This window comes from Thalassolituus oleivorans MIL-1 (assembly GCF_000355675.1).
Taxonomy (GTDB): Bacteria; Pseudomonadota; Gammaproteobacteria; order Pseudomonadales; family Oceanobacteraceae; genus Thalassolituus; species Thalassolituus oleivorans.
Genome location: NC_020888.1, coordinates 1557181 through 1572545, shown reverse-complemented (window position 1 = coordinate 1572545; position 15365 = coordinate 1557181). Strand labels below are relative to the sequence as shown.

The 15365-nt window shown below is 46.0% G+C and carries 13 protein-coding genes; 10 read left to right on the top strand and 3 right to left on the bottom strand.

Features of this window, described 5'->3' with window-relative positions:
* Positions 1-41: 41 nt before the first annotated feature.
* Positions 42-1163, bottom strand: a complete 1122-nt coding sequence (gene ald / locus TOL_RS07070; RefSeq protein ID WP_015486624.1) for an alanine dehydrogenase — start codon at positions 1161-1163, stop codon at positions 42-44.
* Between the two features lie 315 nt (positions 1164-1478).
* Here ald and TOL_RS07065 point away from each other — a divergent pair, with 315 nt between their 5' ends.
* From TOL_RS07065 to TOL_RS07045, 5 genes are all read left to right on the top strand, one after another.
* On the top strand, positions 1479-2081 hold the full coding sequence (locus TOL_RS07065; RefSeq protein WP_015486623.1) for a hypothetical protein: 603 nt from the start codon (positions 1479-1481) through the stop codon (positions 2079-2081).
* 181 nt (positions 2082-2262) lie between these two features.
* On the top strand, positions 2263-4488 hold the full coding sequence (locus TOL_RS07060) for a TonB-dependent siderophore receptor (protein ID WP_015486622.1): 2226 nt from the start codon (positions 2263-2265) through the stop codon (positions 4486-4488).
* Between the two features lie 8 nt (positions 4489-4496).
* Entirely contained in the window at positions 4497-4796 is a 300-nt protein-coding gene (locus TOL_RS07055; protein WP_015486621.1) for a hypothetical protein, read from the top strand.
* Positions 4797-4807: 11 nt separating this feature from the next.
* Complete coding sequence (locus TOL_RS07050; protein WP_015486620.1) at positions 4808-6496, top strand: PepSY-associated TM helix domain-containing protein; 1689 nt, start codon at positions 4808-4810, stop codon at positions 6494-6496.
* Entirely contained in the window at positions 6489-6812 is a 324-nt protein-coding gene (locus TOL_RS07045) for a DUF3325 domain-containing protein (RefSeq protein WP_015486619.1), read from the top strand. Before TOL_RS07050 ends, TOL_RS07045 begins: the two co-directional genes overlap by 8 nt.
* Positions 6813-6827: 15 nt before the next feature.
* On the opposite strand, the gene TOL_RS07040 is transcribed toward TOL_RS07045, so the two are convergent.
* A complete protein-coding gene (locus TOL_RS07040) occupies positions 6828-7139 on the bottom strand; it encodes a hypothetical protein (protein ID WP_015486618.1) in 312 nt (103 codons plus the stop codon).
* A 215-nt stretch (positions 7140-7354) separates the two neighbouring features.
* Positions 7355-9475 (bottom strand): YgiQ family radical SAM protein, encoded by a 2121-nt coding sequence (locus tag TOL_RS07035; RefSeq protein ID WP_025265705.1) that lies wholly within the window; start codon positions 9473-9475, stop codon positions 7355-7357.
* 272 nt (positions 9476-9747) lie between these two features.
* Between TOL_RS07035 and TOL_RS07030 the strand changes: the two genes are divergently transcribed.
* The 5 genes from TOL_RS07030 to TOL_RS07010 all read left to right on the top strand — a co-directional run bounded on the left by TOL_RS07030 (position 9748) and on the right by TOL_RS07010 (position 15359).
* Complete coding sequence (locus tag TOL_RS07030) at positions 9748-10365, top strand: ANTAR domain-containing response regulator (RefSeq protein ID WP_015486616.1); 618 nt, start codon at positions 9748-9750, stop codon at positions 10363-10365.
* Entirely contained in the window at positions 10358-11551 is a 1194-nt protein-coding gene (locus TOL_RS07025; protein WP_015486615.1) for a CmpA/NrtA family ABC transporter substrate-binding protein, read from the top strand. Before TOL_RS07030 ends, TOL_RS07025 begins: the two co-directional genes overlap by 8 nt.
* A 484-nt stretch (positions 11552-12035) precedes the next feature.
* On the top strand, positions 12036-13421 hold the full coding sequence (locus TOL_RS07020) for a CmpA/NrtA family ABC transporter substrate-binding protein (RefSeq protein ID WP_015486614.1): 1386 nt from the start codon (positions 12036-12038) through the stop codon (positions 13419-13421).
* A 72-nt stretch (positions 13422-13493) separates the two neighbouring features.
* Complete coding sequence (locus TOL_RS07015; protein WP_015486613.1) at positions 13494-14498, top strand: ABC transporter permease; 1005 nt, start codon at positions 13494-13496, stop codon at positions 14496-14498.
* 9 nt (positions 14499-14507) lie between these two features.
* Positions 14508-15359: an ABC transporter ATP-binding protein gene (locus TOL_RS07010; protein WP_015486612.1), complete on the top strand. Its 852-nt coding sequence runs from the start codon at positions 14508-14510 to the stop codon at positions 15357-15359.
* Positions 15360-15365: the final 6 nt, after the last annotated feature.

Here is a 15365-nt window from a genome sequence, read left to right as displayed (position 1 = left end):
AATAGCACTGGGATAAAACCCGGTGCTATTTTTTATTAGTTTTAAGCGTTATTAACCAGCACTTTTCTATCAGCCAGCTCCATTTTTAAGCTACTAGCAACCTCTGGCGACGTTAGCTTTCCGGCAAAAACATTGAGCCCCTTCATCAAATTTGCGTCATCCAATAAAGCCTGCTTTGTGCCTTTATTTGCTAAGGCCAATACGAACGGTAGCGTCGCGTTGTTTAATGCTAGCGTAGAGGTTCTGGCGACAGCGCCCGGCATATTTGCCACACAGTAATGAACGACACCTTCTTCTACATACGTTGGGTCACTGTGCGTCGTTGGCCGAGCGCTTTCAACGCATCCGCCCTGATCGATGGCCACATCTACAATCACAGAGCCACGTTTCATGGTTTCTAAATGACTGCGGCGCACGAGTTTTGGAGCTGCCGCACCCGGCACCAAGACCGCACCAATCACAAGATCTGCCTCAGGTAGGTAATGATCAATAGCGGTAGCCGTCGAAAGTACCGTCTGTATGCGGTTACCGTATTGCCAGTCCAATTCGCGTAAGCGCGGCATTGATGTATCCATAATCGTGACGTTAGCGCCCATACCGATAGCCATCATAAGTGCATTAACACCAACAACCCCGGCACCAATAATCACTACATTTGCTGCTGGAACACCCGGGGCTCCGGATAACAAAACACCACGTCCACCGGCTTCCATTTCTAAACAATGAGCGCCAGCCTGCACTGCAATACGCCCAGCAATCTCAGACATAGGAGCCAATAGGGGAAGTCGTCCGGCGTTATCAGTAACCGTCTCATAAGCAATGCAGTTAGCACCACTCGCCATAAGCCCTCGTGTCAAATCAAGTGCAGGCGCTAGATGCAAATACGTGAATAACGTGTGATGAGGCTTAAGTAGAGCAACCTCTTGAGACTGAGGCTCTTTGACCTTAACAACCAGCTCTGCTTTAGCAAACACCTCGGTGGCATCGCAAGCAATAGAGGCACCAGAGTTGAGATAACTCTCGTCACAGAAGCCAATTGCGTGCCCAGCATGGGTTTCTACCCAAACTTCGTGGCCTGCTTGTATCAATTCACGAACGCTCTGCGGTGTTAAGCCAACGCGATATTCATGGTTCTTGATCTCTTTCGGAACACCAATACGCATAATTCATCTCCATGAGCCGACTTAGTTTCAGCATAGCAACGAATTGGCGCACTACACCATCCTTATTCATTTAGCCCAACAACAGAAGTGAAGCATCAAGCGAGCAATTACTCCGTGATTTAAGAGCACTTGCACAATTATTGAACGTATTACCTCACGGTATAAATAGCGAACGCGCCAAAATACGACAGGCTCTAAAAAATGGACAATATAACCTAAATATTAAGTAAGAAACTCATGGCACGATAAATTCAATCGAATTAATATTATGCCCTCCCGAAAAAACCCCTTTTATAGAAATGCAAAGGACGCCATATGGATATCACTTCAGATCAAGTCGTGCAGTTAGGCAAAAATCTTTTATTCTTTAATAACGGTGGAAAAAATGCTGCTTGGATGACTAAAACATCCGCAGCTTTCCCTGAAAAAGGCGTAGAAGATTATTATCTATGTGGTATGACCTTAGTCGATACCGCCAGCGGACAAGGACTTGGCTTTAAAGCCGAGCAAACGAATTTCGATTCGAAGTATATTAATTTCCAAGATCAAAAAACGTCGATGGCATGTGCCGACAACGTAAAAGTCTTGGCCAGCGGCGGTTTTAGCGGCTGTATTTTTCAGCTATGGCGCGACGAAAAAGGCCTGGCTTGGGGAACGCATGTTTATAAAGGGGTTGACGTCAATGCGGATATTTCACTTGCCGCAAAAGCCAAAGGCTGGACTTTGCTGTACAGCATAGATACCGCAGGCAAAGGCAAAGATGGCTCTGAAATATTTGTCGTCGCTGTTTTAGGACCAAAAAACGCCGATATCATCTCGCAACGCGTAAAAGGCGGAAAATGTGAAAAGCTCGTCGACTGGTATACGGTTTACGATTGGAAAACGGCATCAATCCCGGGCATCGTAGAAGCAAGCTAAAGCTGTCTGTAACCCCATCGAATAGTTCAAAGCTGAATCAAGCAGCTTTGAACTCATTCATCTCCCGCCTGCCCCCCATCACCTGACATGGTCTTTTACACCCTCAAATAATAATAACTATCATTTGCATTATCGTTATCATCTAATATAATGCCCGCAAATTGATTATTGAGGGAAGCTCATGAAGTTATTCAACGGCTCAAGCTACATGCTATTTCAGCGCCACCCACTTAGCCTCGCAGTTTGCAGTATTGCCGCATCAGCCATCTTCACGACATCCACAGCGCATGCCGAATCCGACCAAGAAGTCATTAAACTCGATACTGTTTCTGTATCGGCAGAGCAAATCAATGACGCCTCTGAGCGTAAAGAGCAGCTCGTCGATGCAATATATACAGACTCTGAAACCCGTGCCGCCGCCGGCCTACCACTCACCAACAAAGAGACGCCACAAAGTGTCAGCGTGTTCAGCCGCCAACGCATGCAAGATCAAAATCTGAGTACACTCAACGACGTGCTCTCACAAACATCGGGCATATCCGTAAAAGAATACGACAGTGCTCGTCAGTACTATTACTCACGTGGCTTTGAAATAAACACCATTCTTATTGATGGTGTACCTACCCTCTTTGACCCTGGTTGGGGTACCGGTGAGAACTCCGCAAACACCACAATTTATGAACAAGTAGAGATTATTAAAGGAGCTACAGGCTTAATGTCCGGTAGCGGAAATCCGTCTGCAGCGATCAACCTTGTGCGTAAGCGCGCGAGCAGTGAAGAGTTCACAGGGACAGCCGATTTGGGTTTAGGTAGCCGTAATGAAATAACGGCAACCCTCGACCTAGCCTCGGGCTTGAATGAAACAGGCAGTGTACGTGGTCGCGCTGTGATCCACCGCGAGCAACAAGATTCATTTCGTGATGTTGGCGACAGCACACAAAACATTATTTATGCCACCACAGAAGCCGATCTATCTGATGAAACGCAGCTGACATTAGGCGGTAGCATTCAAGAAAATATAAATAATGGGCCAACGTGGGGAGGTATTCCTGCTTGGTACGACGATGGTACTCGTACTAATTTCAGTCGCTCTAAAACCACATCGGCCGATTGGGCCTACTGGAATACCACACACAAAAATGTGTTTGCCGAAATTAAACACAGCCTGAATGAAAAATGGGATTTAAATGCCCGCTATAACTACGGTACTTCCGATGGTGAATCACGCCTGCTATATGTATTTGGTAATCCTAATCGCGCAACTGGCGACGGCATTACGGCATACTCTGGTGGTAACTTCGGAACGGAATCCAATTACAACATGCTGGATCTTTTTGCGTCGGGTTCTTACGAAATGTTTGGTCGTGATCAAGAAGTCTCCATTGGCGTATCGCGCTCGGAGCGCCATTTCACCGCCTATTCTGCATTTGCAACCAGCGTTGCACCTATCGGCGATTTCAACGAATGGGATGGTACCGGTTATCCTGAACATATCTGGGGCGAACGATTTTTATACGAAGAACAAACCGACACTCAAACAGCGCTGTATGCATCAACACGTATCAACTGGACCGAACAATTTTCGACCATCATTGGTGGTCGTTTAACGGATTTAGAAATTGATCGTAAAGCCGCTGCTTATAATGATGCCCAAGTCATCGAGCATAATGGTATTTTTACACCTTATTTAGGCGTTTTGTACTCGTTTAACGACACCTACACCGCATACGCTAGCTATACCGAAATATTCTCTCCACAAAACGAACGAAGCCAAAGTGGTGAAGTTCTCAATCCTATTTCAGGAAACAGTTATGAGCTAGGTTTAAAAGCGGGTTTTGCCGAAGATCAATTATTAGCGACCGTCGCTGTATTTAAAACATTGCAAGATGATTTAGCAGCAGTCGATGGTACCAACACCGTCAGTGGTTCAGTCGATCAAGCCTACAAGGAAGCCGAAGGCGCAACCTCGAAAGGTTACGAAATCGAATTAGTGGGTGCATTAACTGAGACGTGGGAAGTTCAGCTCGGCTGGACTAAATACGAAGTTGAAGATGCTCAAGGCGAAAAAATAAATACCGAGCAACCTCGCAGTATTTTCAAATCATACACTCGCTATCAACTTCCCGGCGCACTTAATAAGATAACCGTCGGCGGCGGTATTAATTGGGAAAGTGAAAGCTATTCAACCGCAACTAACCCTGTCTCTGGCACCCCTGAAAAAGTACAACAGGAAGCGTTTGCCTTGGTATCCCTCATGGCTAAATACCAAATAACCCCAGAATTTAGCACACAACTGAACGTCGATAATTTAACCGACGAAACCTATTACACCAACATAGGGACGTTCGGACAGATCGCTTATGGCTCTCCGCGCACTCTTTCTCTCTCTGCTAAATACAACTTCTGAGTAACGTTATGGCTTTATTCTGGCAAGTCACCAGAAGTTATATCAGCCCAGTAGTAGCCGCTTTTCTTGGCGGCTACCTATTCACATGGGGCTTAGTGTCCCTTTTGATTAGTGGCATGGTGTATCTAGGTGGTGATTTTCACAACGCAGAAACCGTCGGATTTTTGCTAGCGTTTCCGATATTCCTATTCATGTTTTTCTGGATTTTTATCGGTCAACGACGCTGGTTACCTTACGGTACTGCCTTTATCGGCGGTGTAAGTATGACAGCCGCTGCCTACGGGCTGCAGACACAGTTAATTCAATAGAAGGCATCACCGTGAAATTTGCAAACACTCGCCAAGCGATGGCATGGCTACATACTTGGCTAGGATTGATTTTTGGCTTTGTACTGATGATTTGTTTCTTCTTCGGTGCACTCTCTGTTTTCGACCGAGAAATCGATCGTTGGGCTATTCCAGATACGCGTTTTGATCCACAGCCGATGCCGTCATTCGATACCATGCTTCTCGATGTATTCGAACGCACCGAACCCGATGTCGCTGAATATAATCGTTTGATGCCTATCTACCATGATCCAGACGCTGGAGATATGACACCGCGCACGGAATTACCGGCCGACGAATACTGGGCATATACCACCCACCGTGATCCAGTATTGCTTATGGGCATTGGCTTTCGCGTACCAAAACCATTGAATACCGAAGAGCATAATCATATTCATGGCAGAGTAACAATTGATCCGCGCAGCGGCGAAGAATTACCGAGTAATTCCCTGAAAATCGGCAGCGACTGGTTTTACCCACTGCATTACAGTCTTAATTTAAACTGGAATTTCATCGGCTTCTATATTGTCGGTATTGCGGCCTTTTTTATGCTGGTAGCGCTGGTGAGTGGCGTTTGGATTCACCGTAAAATATTTCGTGAATTTTTCACCTTCCGAAGAGAAAAGAAAACACAGCGGGCAACCTTAGATCTGCATAATATGAGTGGTGTCGTTGCCTTACCATTTCATTTCTTTTTTGCGCTAACGGGTCTTATCATTTTCGCCGCCTTCTATTACCTCCCTGTTACCAATACCATGCTCAAACCGCTTCATAATATGCATGAAACTATTGAAGCAGATACGACCGGATTACCTCATGAGCGTTCAGGAATTGCGGCTTCGATGGCCTCAGTTGATGATATGGTAAGCGAAGCAAAACGACGTTGGGCTGCACGCGATATGGCGGGTGAAGTTGGCTTTTTAATGGTTCACCATGTCGGTGATGCCAACAGCTACGTCAGTATTTATCGCGCTGGCAGTGATCGTGTATCGCTTGTTGGTGAAGGCATACATTTTAAAGCCAGCAACGGCGAAGTATTGCGTGAAGATCCTCCGCACTCTACTGCGGAGAGCATTGCGGAATTTTTAACCGGCTTACACCTTCAGCATTTCGAACATTGGTTTTTACGTTGGCTCTACGTTTTGGGCGGCCTACTCGGGTGTGTATGCATTGCCACCGGCTTTATATTCTTCACCGAGAAACGTAAACAACAGCACGCGAAAAATAACAGGCAAGGCAGTCGTATCGTTGATGCATTTGCCATTACGACCGTCACGGGCATTGTCATTGCAGCAGTGACTATGCTGCTAGCCAATCGACTACTGCCTGCGGATATGCTCAATAAAGGTGACTGGGAAAAGTGGATTTTCTGCATTGCATTAGCGTTCAGTTTTTTACATGCCACCCTACGCAGTGAACCCGTTGCCCGAGGTGAAAAAAATCCGGCGTGGCGTGAGCAATGTTTGCTTATTGCTGGTTTATCCATCACAGCGGTGACAGCCAACTGGCTTACAACAGGAGATCATTTAATTAAAACAATCTTCACTAATCCGTATTGGGCAGTGGCAGGCGTCGATTTAAGTTTATTAGCGGTTGCCGCTACAAGCTGGAAAGCAGCGTCACACCTGCAACCTGAAACCAACAAAAAGGAAGACTCTTCTTCTAAGGCTGCATATGAATAACAATACCTTGTGGCTGATTCTTGCCATCATTTTAATGTTTATAGCAATGAGTTGGCTGGCCCTATCGCTACCAAGTCACTGGAAACAAGTTAGATCGGGAAAACCAGCGTCCACGCGCTTGCGTATGATAGGTTGGAGTGCAATTTTTTTATCAGCGCTGTGTTGTTTTAAAGCGGACCATGCTTCGATGGCTGTATTGGTGTGGCTTATGATAGGTGCAGCCGCAGCGGCCAGCATAGGCATGATATTAAGTACGCGCCCTCATCGACTCAAATGGCTATCCCTCGGCAGTTTTGCCGAGGGATCCAAGCACTAACCATTAACGTCGGTACTATTTATCCATCGTTTCTTTGATTTCTTCTTTCGCATCAGAGGCTTCGTCTTCAATGTCCTCTTTCAGCTGCTCAGCCTTACTTTTTTCGGTTCCTGTTGCTTTTGCAATCGACTCTTTCGCGTCTTCTGCGGCTTCCTCAGCAGAATCTTTAGCATCGTGCGCTGATTCGCTAATCGTTTCTGCGGTATTTTTCGCAGCATTTTCTACATTTTCAGCCGCATCTTTCATCGAATCTTTTGCATCGTCACTACATGCCGCTAATACAAGACCCATTGCTGCCGTAGCCAATAACATTGAAATACGCTTCATTTTAATCTCCATTTTCAGTATTAAACTTAATACTTCGTCAGGGTATACAAAAGAAAGTTCAATGTATGCTGTTATTCTCTAAAATGAGATTATTTTGATGAATATCTAAATGCAGATAAAAATATTGGTTTTTAAACTATAAAAAAGCCCACATTAAATAATTCTCATCAGAAAATTACTCATTGCAGGCTGCTTTATGGCGGGTTTCTTTCTGCCTAACGCTTAATTCGACCCTTTGGCTTAAAACCAGGGCGAGGCACATGACGGCCTCGATTACTCACATCTTCAGCAGGAATTAATGCATTAGGGCCAGAGCCGATTAAATCGGTACGTCCCATGGCTTTTAATTCTTCTCGTAGCATTGGCCAGTTTTTAGCATCGTGATAACGCAAGAAGGCTTTTTGCAGACGACGTTGAGCAATATCCCGCGGAATGTGCATCTTCTGCGATTTATAACTCATGCGCTGTAATGGGTTGCGTTCCGAGTGATACATAGCCGTTGCCAGAGACATTGGCGATGGATAGAAGGTTTGTACTTGGTCTACGCGCATTTTTTGCTTTTTTAACCACAAGGCTAAATTCATCATATCGCTATTCTCCGTTCCCGGATGAGCAGCAATAAAATACGGCACTAGGTATTGTTCTTTACCGGCTTCCTTCGAGAATTTATCGAACATGCGCTTAAATTCATCGTAGGTGCCCATACCCGGCTTCATCATTTTGGTCAGTACGTTTTGCTCAGTGTGCTCGGGAGCAATTTTTAACAAGCCGCCAACATGATGGGTTACCAATTCACGCACGTACTCAGGGTCTTTTACCGCAAGGTCGTAACGCAGACCGGAGGCGATGGCGATACGTTTTACACCAGGAATTTTGCGTGCAGCGCGATACAGTTCCGTCGTCGGCTTATGGCTAGTTTCCAAATTCTTACAAATGGTTGGGTACACGCACGACAAACGGCGACAATTCTTAAGAATCGTTTCGCTCTTACAGGTCAGGTGATACATGTTGGCCGTAGGGCCACCCAAATCGGAAATCGTACCGGTAAAGCCCGGCACTTTATCTCGAATTTCTTCAATTTCAGTCAGTACCGATTCTTGCGAACGGCTCTGAATAATACGGCCTTCGTGCTCGGTAATAGAACAGAAGGTACAACCACCAAAACAACCACGCATGATATTGACCGAGAAACGAATCATGTCGTAGGCAGGAATCTTGGCGTCACCATAGCTCGGATGCGGAATACGCGCATACGGGAAACCAAATACCGAATCCATCTCGTCGGTTTCCAGCGGTATCGGTGGTGGATTAACCCAAATCTCACGCGTGCCGTGTTTTTGAATCAGCGGGCGCGCGTTATAAGGGTTAGCTTCTTGGTGCAATACGCGAGATGCGTGAGCATACAAAGCGCTGTCATTGCGTACTTTTTCGAACGACGGTAAACGCACATAGCTGGTGTCTTTATCGTGTTCAACTTTGCGCTGCAACGGCATAGGCACAATCTTGATCGGCATGACATCCGAATCCGCGCCCTCTTCCGTCTTGTTGTCTGTGCTGCACGACATTTTTTCAGTGTCTTTCATCTCATACGGATTCGGGATCATGTCGATATGTCCCGGCCAATCAATACGAGTGGAGTCGATTTCAGTCCAACCGGCTGGCGGCGCTTCACGCACAATGGTCGTACCACGTAAATCGGTGAGTTCAGAAACACTGCGGCCTTGAGCCAAGGCATGAGTCAAATCAACAATGGCTCGCTCAGCATTACCATAAAGCAGAATATCGGCGCCCGAATCGATCAATACCGAACGACGTACTTGATCGCTCCAGTAATCGTACTGGGCTATGCGACGCAAAGATGCTTCGATACCACCAATAACAATCGGTACATCTTTATATACTTCGCGGCACTTTTGCGAATACACAATGACAGCGCGATCAGGACGTTTACCTGGAACACCACCCGGTGTGTAGGCATCATCACTGCGCACTTTCAAATCGGCGGTATAGCGGTTGATCATGGAATCCATGTTGCCGCCGGTCACACCGAAGTAGAAATTCGGCTTACCGAGCTTCATAAAGTCTTGCGGATTATTCCAATCTGGCTGGGCAATAATACCGACGCGAAAGCCTTGAGACTCGAGCATACGGCCCATCACCGCCATGCCGAAGCTTGGGTGATCGACATAAGCATCACCCGTCACCAAAATCACATCACAGCTATCCCAGCCGAGCACATCCATTTCCTCCCGTGACATCGGTAAAAACGGTGCCGTACCGAAGCATTCTGCCCAGTAGGGATAGTTAGAAAAGAGGTGTTGTTCTTGCTGAGACATGGAAATCGCTAAGGTTGACTACTTTGGTCGGACATTGTCCCAAAATAGCGGCCCAGACTAAAGCAGAATCGTGTAAAACTCGTGCTTAGCCTCGATATTCGCTCGCAAAGACAGAATATTAACTAAACACAATAGGTCTAGCGGTTCGTCGCGTTTGACCGTTTAAACTTTCTATTGACCACGGTCAGGCCAATAGAACGATAAACATCTCAGCAAAAACTGACTGTTATTGATACTATTAGCCCAACCAAAAGCGGAATTGATTCTGATCCATGTCCCTCGACGCCCCCCAAATTAGCAGCGCTAGCTCCAGCCTTAAAATCATGCTTGTGGATGATCAACCGGCTCGTGCGGCGATTCTTGAACAGGCGCTAACCGACGCAGGTTGCACGGTTGTTGCGCGCCTCAGTAGTGCCCAAGGCTTGATGAAGCGTGTAGAAGAGCATCAACCAGACGCCATTATTATTGATATCGAAAGCCCCGACCGTGACATGTTGGAACACATGAGTGTACTAAACCAACATAATCCTAAGCCCGTCATCATGTTCTCTGACGAAGACGATTCCAGCACCATTGAAAAAGCCATTCGCGCAGGCGTAAGTGCTTATATTGTCGATGGCTTGAACCCCAAACGGGTGAAATCCATTATGGATGTGGCGGTTGCGCGCTTTCGTGAGTTCCAAGCCCTACGTGGCGAGTTAGAAAAAACGAAGAATCAACTCGCCGACCGTAAGCTGTTGGACGAAGCCAAATCGTTATTGATGAAACACAAGAACCTCAACGAGGAAGAGGCTTACCACGCCATGCGCAAAATGGCGATGGATCGCGGGCAGCGCATGGTGGATGTTGCGAAGAACATCATCTCTGTAATGAACTTGTTTAATGATTGAGCAACAAGCAATGACCAAAAACAACGTAGCAACATCAGGACTTGAGCAACCGAATTTAAAAATCGGCTATATGCCCTTGTCCGATAGCCTTCCCCTGCTCGTCGCTGACGAAATGGGATTCTTTGCTCGCGAAGGATTGAGCGTTGAATTGCAGCAAGAAGTATCATGGGCCAATATTCGCGATAAAGTACTCGTCGGCCACTTAGATGCGGCACAAATGCTTGCACCTATGTTATTAGCCACCCACTTAGGCATTGGCGGTTTGCGCAAGCCGATGCAAACAGCGTTCGCCATGGGTTTGAATGGCAATGCGTTTACCATCTCTAATAACCTCGCCGCCGAATTAGCAGCGACAGACATACGTGATATCAGTGGCAACGCAAAGCAGGCACTCGACGCGCTAAAAACCGTTATATCCCAGCGCAAAACCGAGAATAAACCAACACTGATTTTCGCGATTGTTTTCCCCTTCTCTATTCATAATTTTCTATTACGAGATTGGTTGGCCAGTGCAGGAATCAATCCCGATAGTGATGTGCAATTAGTTGTACTGCCCCCTTCACAAATGGTGGATCACTTAGCGTTACAACATATTGACGGCTTTTTTGCTGGCGCGCCGTGGAACACAGTAGCTATTCAACGGGGTGTTGGTGAGTGTTTAGTCTCTGGGCCTGATTTATGGAGCAACGCGCCAGACAAGGTACTAGGCACCACTCAACAGTGGGCGAATGATAATCCCAATACGCTTAACTCTATGATTCGAGCACTGTACCAAGCCTGTGCATGGGCCGATGCGAATCGCGACGACGCGGCAAAACTACTCGCCAAGCACATTCATTTACCGGTGGATGCTGTACAACCTGCTCTATCGGGTAAGTTTGTCTACCGTAAGCGTCAACCAGCAACTCAAGTCGATGATATGCTCGTGTTTAATCGCTACCACGCCAATTATCCATGGCCAGAACACGGACAATGGTTTTTAAGCCAAATGCAGCGCTGGAGCTGGGCGGCCGATAATTTGGATAATGACGCCATCGTTAACGAATGCTACGCAACCGCTACCTACCGGGCTGCATTGGCCGATCAGGCTTTGCCACCAACTTCGCATCAATTACGTTTTGATATTCAACAAGCGTGGGAACTGGACGATACGGCAATGGGCGCAACCGGCTTTAAATATCGCTAACAAAGATGAATCACGAAAAAGTGTCGCTCCTACAAGTTTGAATCGGCTCATTTAGTTAAGCTCCGCTCTTACGACTCTTTATAAGTAAGAGCGGATCTTATCGCGATTTTTTATTTACCCCTCAAACCAAAACACTACCTCCCTAACCCAAATATAATGCACCACAAATAAACCCCACCCTTCGCGCTCGCCCTTATTTAGCGCAAATAATGACAACCAATGTCACTCGCGTGCGTGCACCATCCTAGCTCATATCAGATTACTATCTGTCATTATTGATTTTATATGGTGCAAACATTAATTAAAAAGCCGATTTCATTCCATTTATTAAGGGATTAAAAAGTTGGCACAAGCTTTGTATTAGGTATTTCAGGATCTCAACGGCGAAATCCAACTTTTAGACACAAATACAAGCAAAGGCGCTTATTACGTAATTATTACGTCATAAGCGCCTTTTTTTTGGTTTCAAAAAAGGGGAAGCACAATGCGGGGAACAAAAACACTACGTCGCACGTTCATTAAGAGCGCGCTCGTATTAGCAACAGGCATGGCGACGCTGATATCACCTTATGCGTTGGCGAAAGACTACCCAGAAAAAGAAGAACTAAAATTCGGCTTTATTAAATTAACCGATATGGCTCCTCTAGCGATTGCTTATGAAAAAGGCTTCTTCGAAGACGAAGGCTTGTATGTAACATTAGAAGCACAAGCAAACTGGAAAGTACTATTAGACCGAGTAATTGATGGTCAGCTTGACGGTGCTCACATGCTCGCGGGCCAGCCTTTGGGCGCCACTATTGGCTTCGGCACTAAAGCCGACATCATTACCGCTTTCAGCATGGATTTAAACGGTAACGCAATTACTGTTTCTAACGACATCTGGGAGCAAATGAAACCCCATGTTCCTATGCAAGCCGATGGCAAGCCAGTTCACCCAATTAAAGCTGATTCTCTTAAGCCAGTTGTTGATAAATACAAAGCGGAAGGTAAGCCTTTCAACATGGGTATGGTTTTCCCAGTATCAACGCACAACTACGAGCTACGTTATTGGTTAGCGGCTGGTGGTATTAACCCGGGCTATTATGCTCCTGAAAAAGGCGACACTTCTGGCAAAATTAAAGCCGATGCTTTGCTATCCGTAACGCCATCACCACAAATGCCTTCCACCATGGAAGCCGGTACGATTTATGGCTACTGTGTAGGCGAGCCGTGGAACCAACAAGCTGTATTTAAAGGTATTGGCGTACCCGTTATTACCGATTACGAAATCTGGAAAAATAACCCAGAAAAAGTATTCGGTGTTAGCAAACAATGGGCAGAAAAATACCCAATCACTCATAAAGCCGTTGTGAAAGCATTGATTCGTGCAGCAGCTTGGCTAGACGAGAACAACAACGCCAACCGTCCTGAAGCAGTAAAAATTCTGTCTAAACCGAACTATGTCGGCGCGGATTATGAAGTTATTGCGAACTCCATGACAGGTACCTTCGAATACGAAAAAGGCGACAAGCGTGACGTGCCTGATTTCAACGTATTCTTCCGTTATAACGCCACCTACCCTTACTACTCAGATGCCATTTGGTACTTAACTCAAATGCGTCGTTGGGGCCAAATCTCTGAACAAAAACCAGATAGCTGGTACATGGATATTGCGAAGCAAGTTTATCGTCCAGATATCTATGCAACAGCAGCAAAAGAACTGATTAAAGAAGGCAAATTAAAAGTCGCCGACTTCCCAGACTTTGCCACTGAATCTGGATTTAAACCTGCGCAAGTCGATTTCATCGACGGACTTACTTACGACGGTAAAACACCAAACGCTTATATCGACCAATTTAAGATTGGCTTGAAAGGCAACGAAAAACCGTAAGTTGTTAATTATAACGCTTTAGACATGAAGACCGGGCGAGCCATACGGCTCGCCCACCCAAGGAGTAGAATTATGAACATTGCGCTATCGAACATTGCCTGGTTAGAGCCGTTCGTGAAAGTCGCCAAAGGTGAGAACGTTGCTCAAAACGTGCAACTCATTACCAAAACAATCGGTATTCCACTGGTCGGTATTTTAGTATTTTTAATGCTATGGTCAGCCGCCGCTAACAGTATCGACACGTCACTCGGTAAGTTTCCTGGCCCAGCGCAAGTGTTAGAGCAATCGAAGAACTTATTGGCAGAACATTTTGCTGAACGTGAACGTGCGGAAGCATTTTATGAGCGCCAAGAAGAGCGCAACGCACAACGTGTAAAAGACGACCCAACTTATGTACCAAAAATCCGCGATTACACCGGTAAAAACACCTATATAGATCAAATTGGTACTAGCCTAGTCACCGTATTAAGCGGATTTTTACTAGCGTCTATTTTAGCCATACCACTGGGCATTGTTATCGGCTTAAGTGCAAACCTGCACGCCGCCTTCAACCCCGTTATTCAAATTTTCAAACCCGTATCACCGCTTGCTTGGTTACCACTGGTGACTATGGTTGTTAGCGCGTTATACGTTACTGACGATCCTGTTGTACCAAAATCATTTATTACCTCCGTTGTCACCGTGATGCTGTGCTGCCTGTGGCCAACCGTTATTAATACTGCATTTGGTGTAGCAACCATTCCTAAAGATTTAGTGAACGTGAGCCAAGTACTTCGTCTGAACTGGATAACTCATGTACGTAAAATTGCGATTCCGGCATCGATTCCTATGGTATTTACCGGCCTGCGCTTATCGCTAAGCATTGCGTGGATGGTACTGATCGCGGCAGAAATGCTGGCGCAAAATCCCGGTTTAGGAAAGTTCGTTTGGGACGAATTCCAGAACGGCAGCTCCGACTCATTAGGCCGAATTATGGTCGCTATCATCACCATCGGTTTAATCGGCTTCTTCCTTGATCGCGTCATGCTGAGAATTCAGCGCAGCGTATCTTGGGACAAATCAGCCACTTTGCGTTAAGGAAATATCATGAATCCATTACTCGAATTAACTCAAGTTGGTATTGAATTTCCAACGCCAAAAGGACCATTTTGTGCACTACAAAATGTGAACTTAAAAATTGCAAAAGGTGAGTTCATATCACTGATTGGCCACTCAGGCTGCGGTAAGTCGACTGTGCTCAATATTGTTGCAGGTTTATATCAAGCAACGACAGGCGGTGTTGTATTAGAAGGTAAAGAAGTAAACGAGCCGGGCCCGGAACGTGCGGTCGTGTTCCAAAACCATTCACTCTTACCTTGGTTAACGGCTTACCAAAATGTGGAACTAGCGGTTCAGCAAGTATTTAAAGGTAAAAAATCTAAAGCTGAAATGAAGGCGTGGATTGAACACAACCTTAACTTAGTACACATGGGGCACGCCATGCACAAACGTCCAGATGAAATTTCTGGAGGTATGAAGCAGCGCGTTGGTATCGCCCGTGCTCTATCAATGGAACCCAGTGTTTTGCTATTGGACGAACCTTTCGGAGCGCTCGATGCTCTGACCCGCGCCCATTTGCAAGATTCACTAATGGAAATCCAAAAAGATTTAAACAGCACCGTCATCATGATCACCCATGACGTTGATGAAGCTGTATTGCTGTCTGATCGCATTGTCATGATGACCAACGGTCCTTCTGCAACAGTCGGCGAGATTTTAAATATCGAATTAGAGCGCCCACGTAATCGTATCCAACTGGCCGATGATCCAACCTATAACAAATATCGCCAGCAAGTATTGAGCTTCCTCTACGAAAAACAAAGAAAGGTCGACGATTCAATGCCCGTAGAGAAGGCAAAAGAACCCGAAAAAGAACAAGCAGCAGAAAAAGTTGCTTAAAAAATC

Coding starts and splice junctions, on each gene's coding strand:
- ald (WP_015486624.1), bottom strand. CDS start 1,163: ATGCGTATTGGTGTTCCGAAAGAGATCAAGAACCATGAATATCGCGTT.
- TOL_RS07065 (WP_015486623.1), top strand. CDS start 1,479: ATGGATATCACTTCAGATCAAGTCGTGCAGTTAGGCAAAAATCTTTTA.
- TOL_RS07060 (WP_015486622.1), top strand. CDS start 2,263: ATGAAGTTATTCAACGGCTCAAGCTACATGCTATTTCAGCGCCACCCA.
- TOL_RS07055 (WP_015486621.1), top strand. CDS start 4,497: ATGGCTTTATTCTGGCAAGTCACCAGAAGTTATATCAGCCCAGTAGTA.
- TOL_RS07045 (WP_015486619.1), top strand. CDS start 6,489: ATGAATAACAATACCTTGTGGCTGATTCTTGCCATCATTTTAATGTTT.
- TOL_RS07040 (WP_015486618.1), bottom strand. CDS start 7,139: ATGAAGCGTATTTCAATGTTATTGGCTACGGCAGCAATGGGTCTTGTA.
- TOL_RS07035 (WP_025265705.1), bottom strand. CDS start 9,475: ATGTCTCAGCAAGAACAACACCTCTTTTCTAACTATCCCTACTGGGCA.
- TOL_RS07030 (WP_015486616.1), top strand. CDS start 9,748: ATGTCCCTCGACGCCCCCCAAATTAGCAGCGCTAGCTCCAGCCTTAAA.
- TOL_RS07025 (WP_015486615.1), top strand. CDS start 10,358: ATGATTGAGCAACAAGCAATGACCAAAAACAACGTAGCAACATCAGGA.
- TOL_RS07020 (WP_015486614.1), top strand. CDS start 12,036: ATGCGGGGAACAAAAACACTACGTCGCACGTTCATTAAGAGCGCGCTC.
- TOL_RS07015 (WP_015486613.1), top strand. CDS start 13,494: ATGAACATTGCGCTATCGAACATTGCCTGGTTAGAGCCGTTCGTGAAA.
- TOL_RS07010 (WP_015486612.1), top strand. CDS start 14,508: ATGAATCCATTACTCGAATTAACTCAAGTTGGTATTGAATTTCCAACG.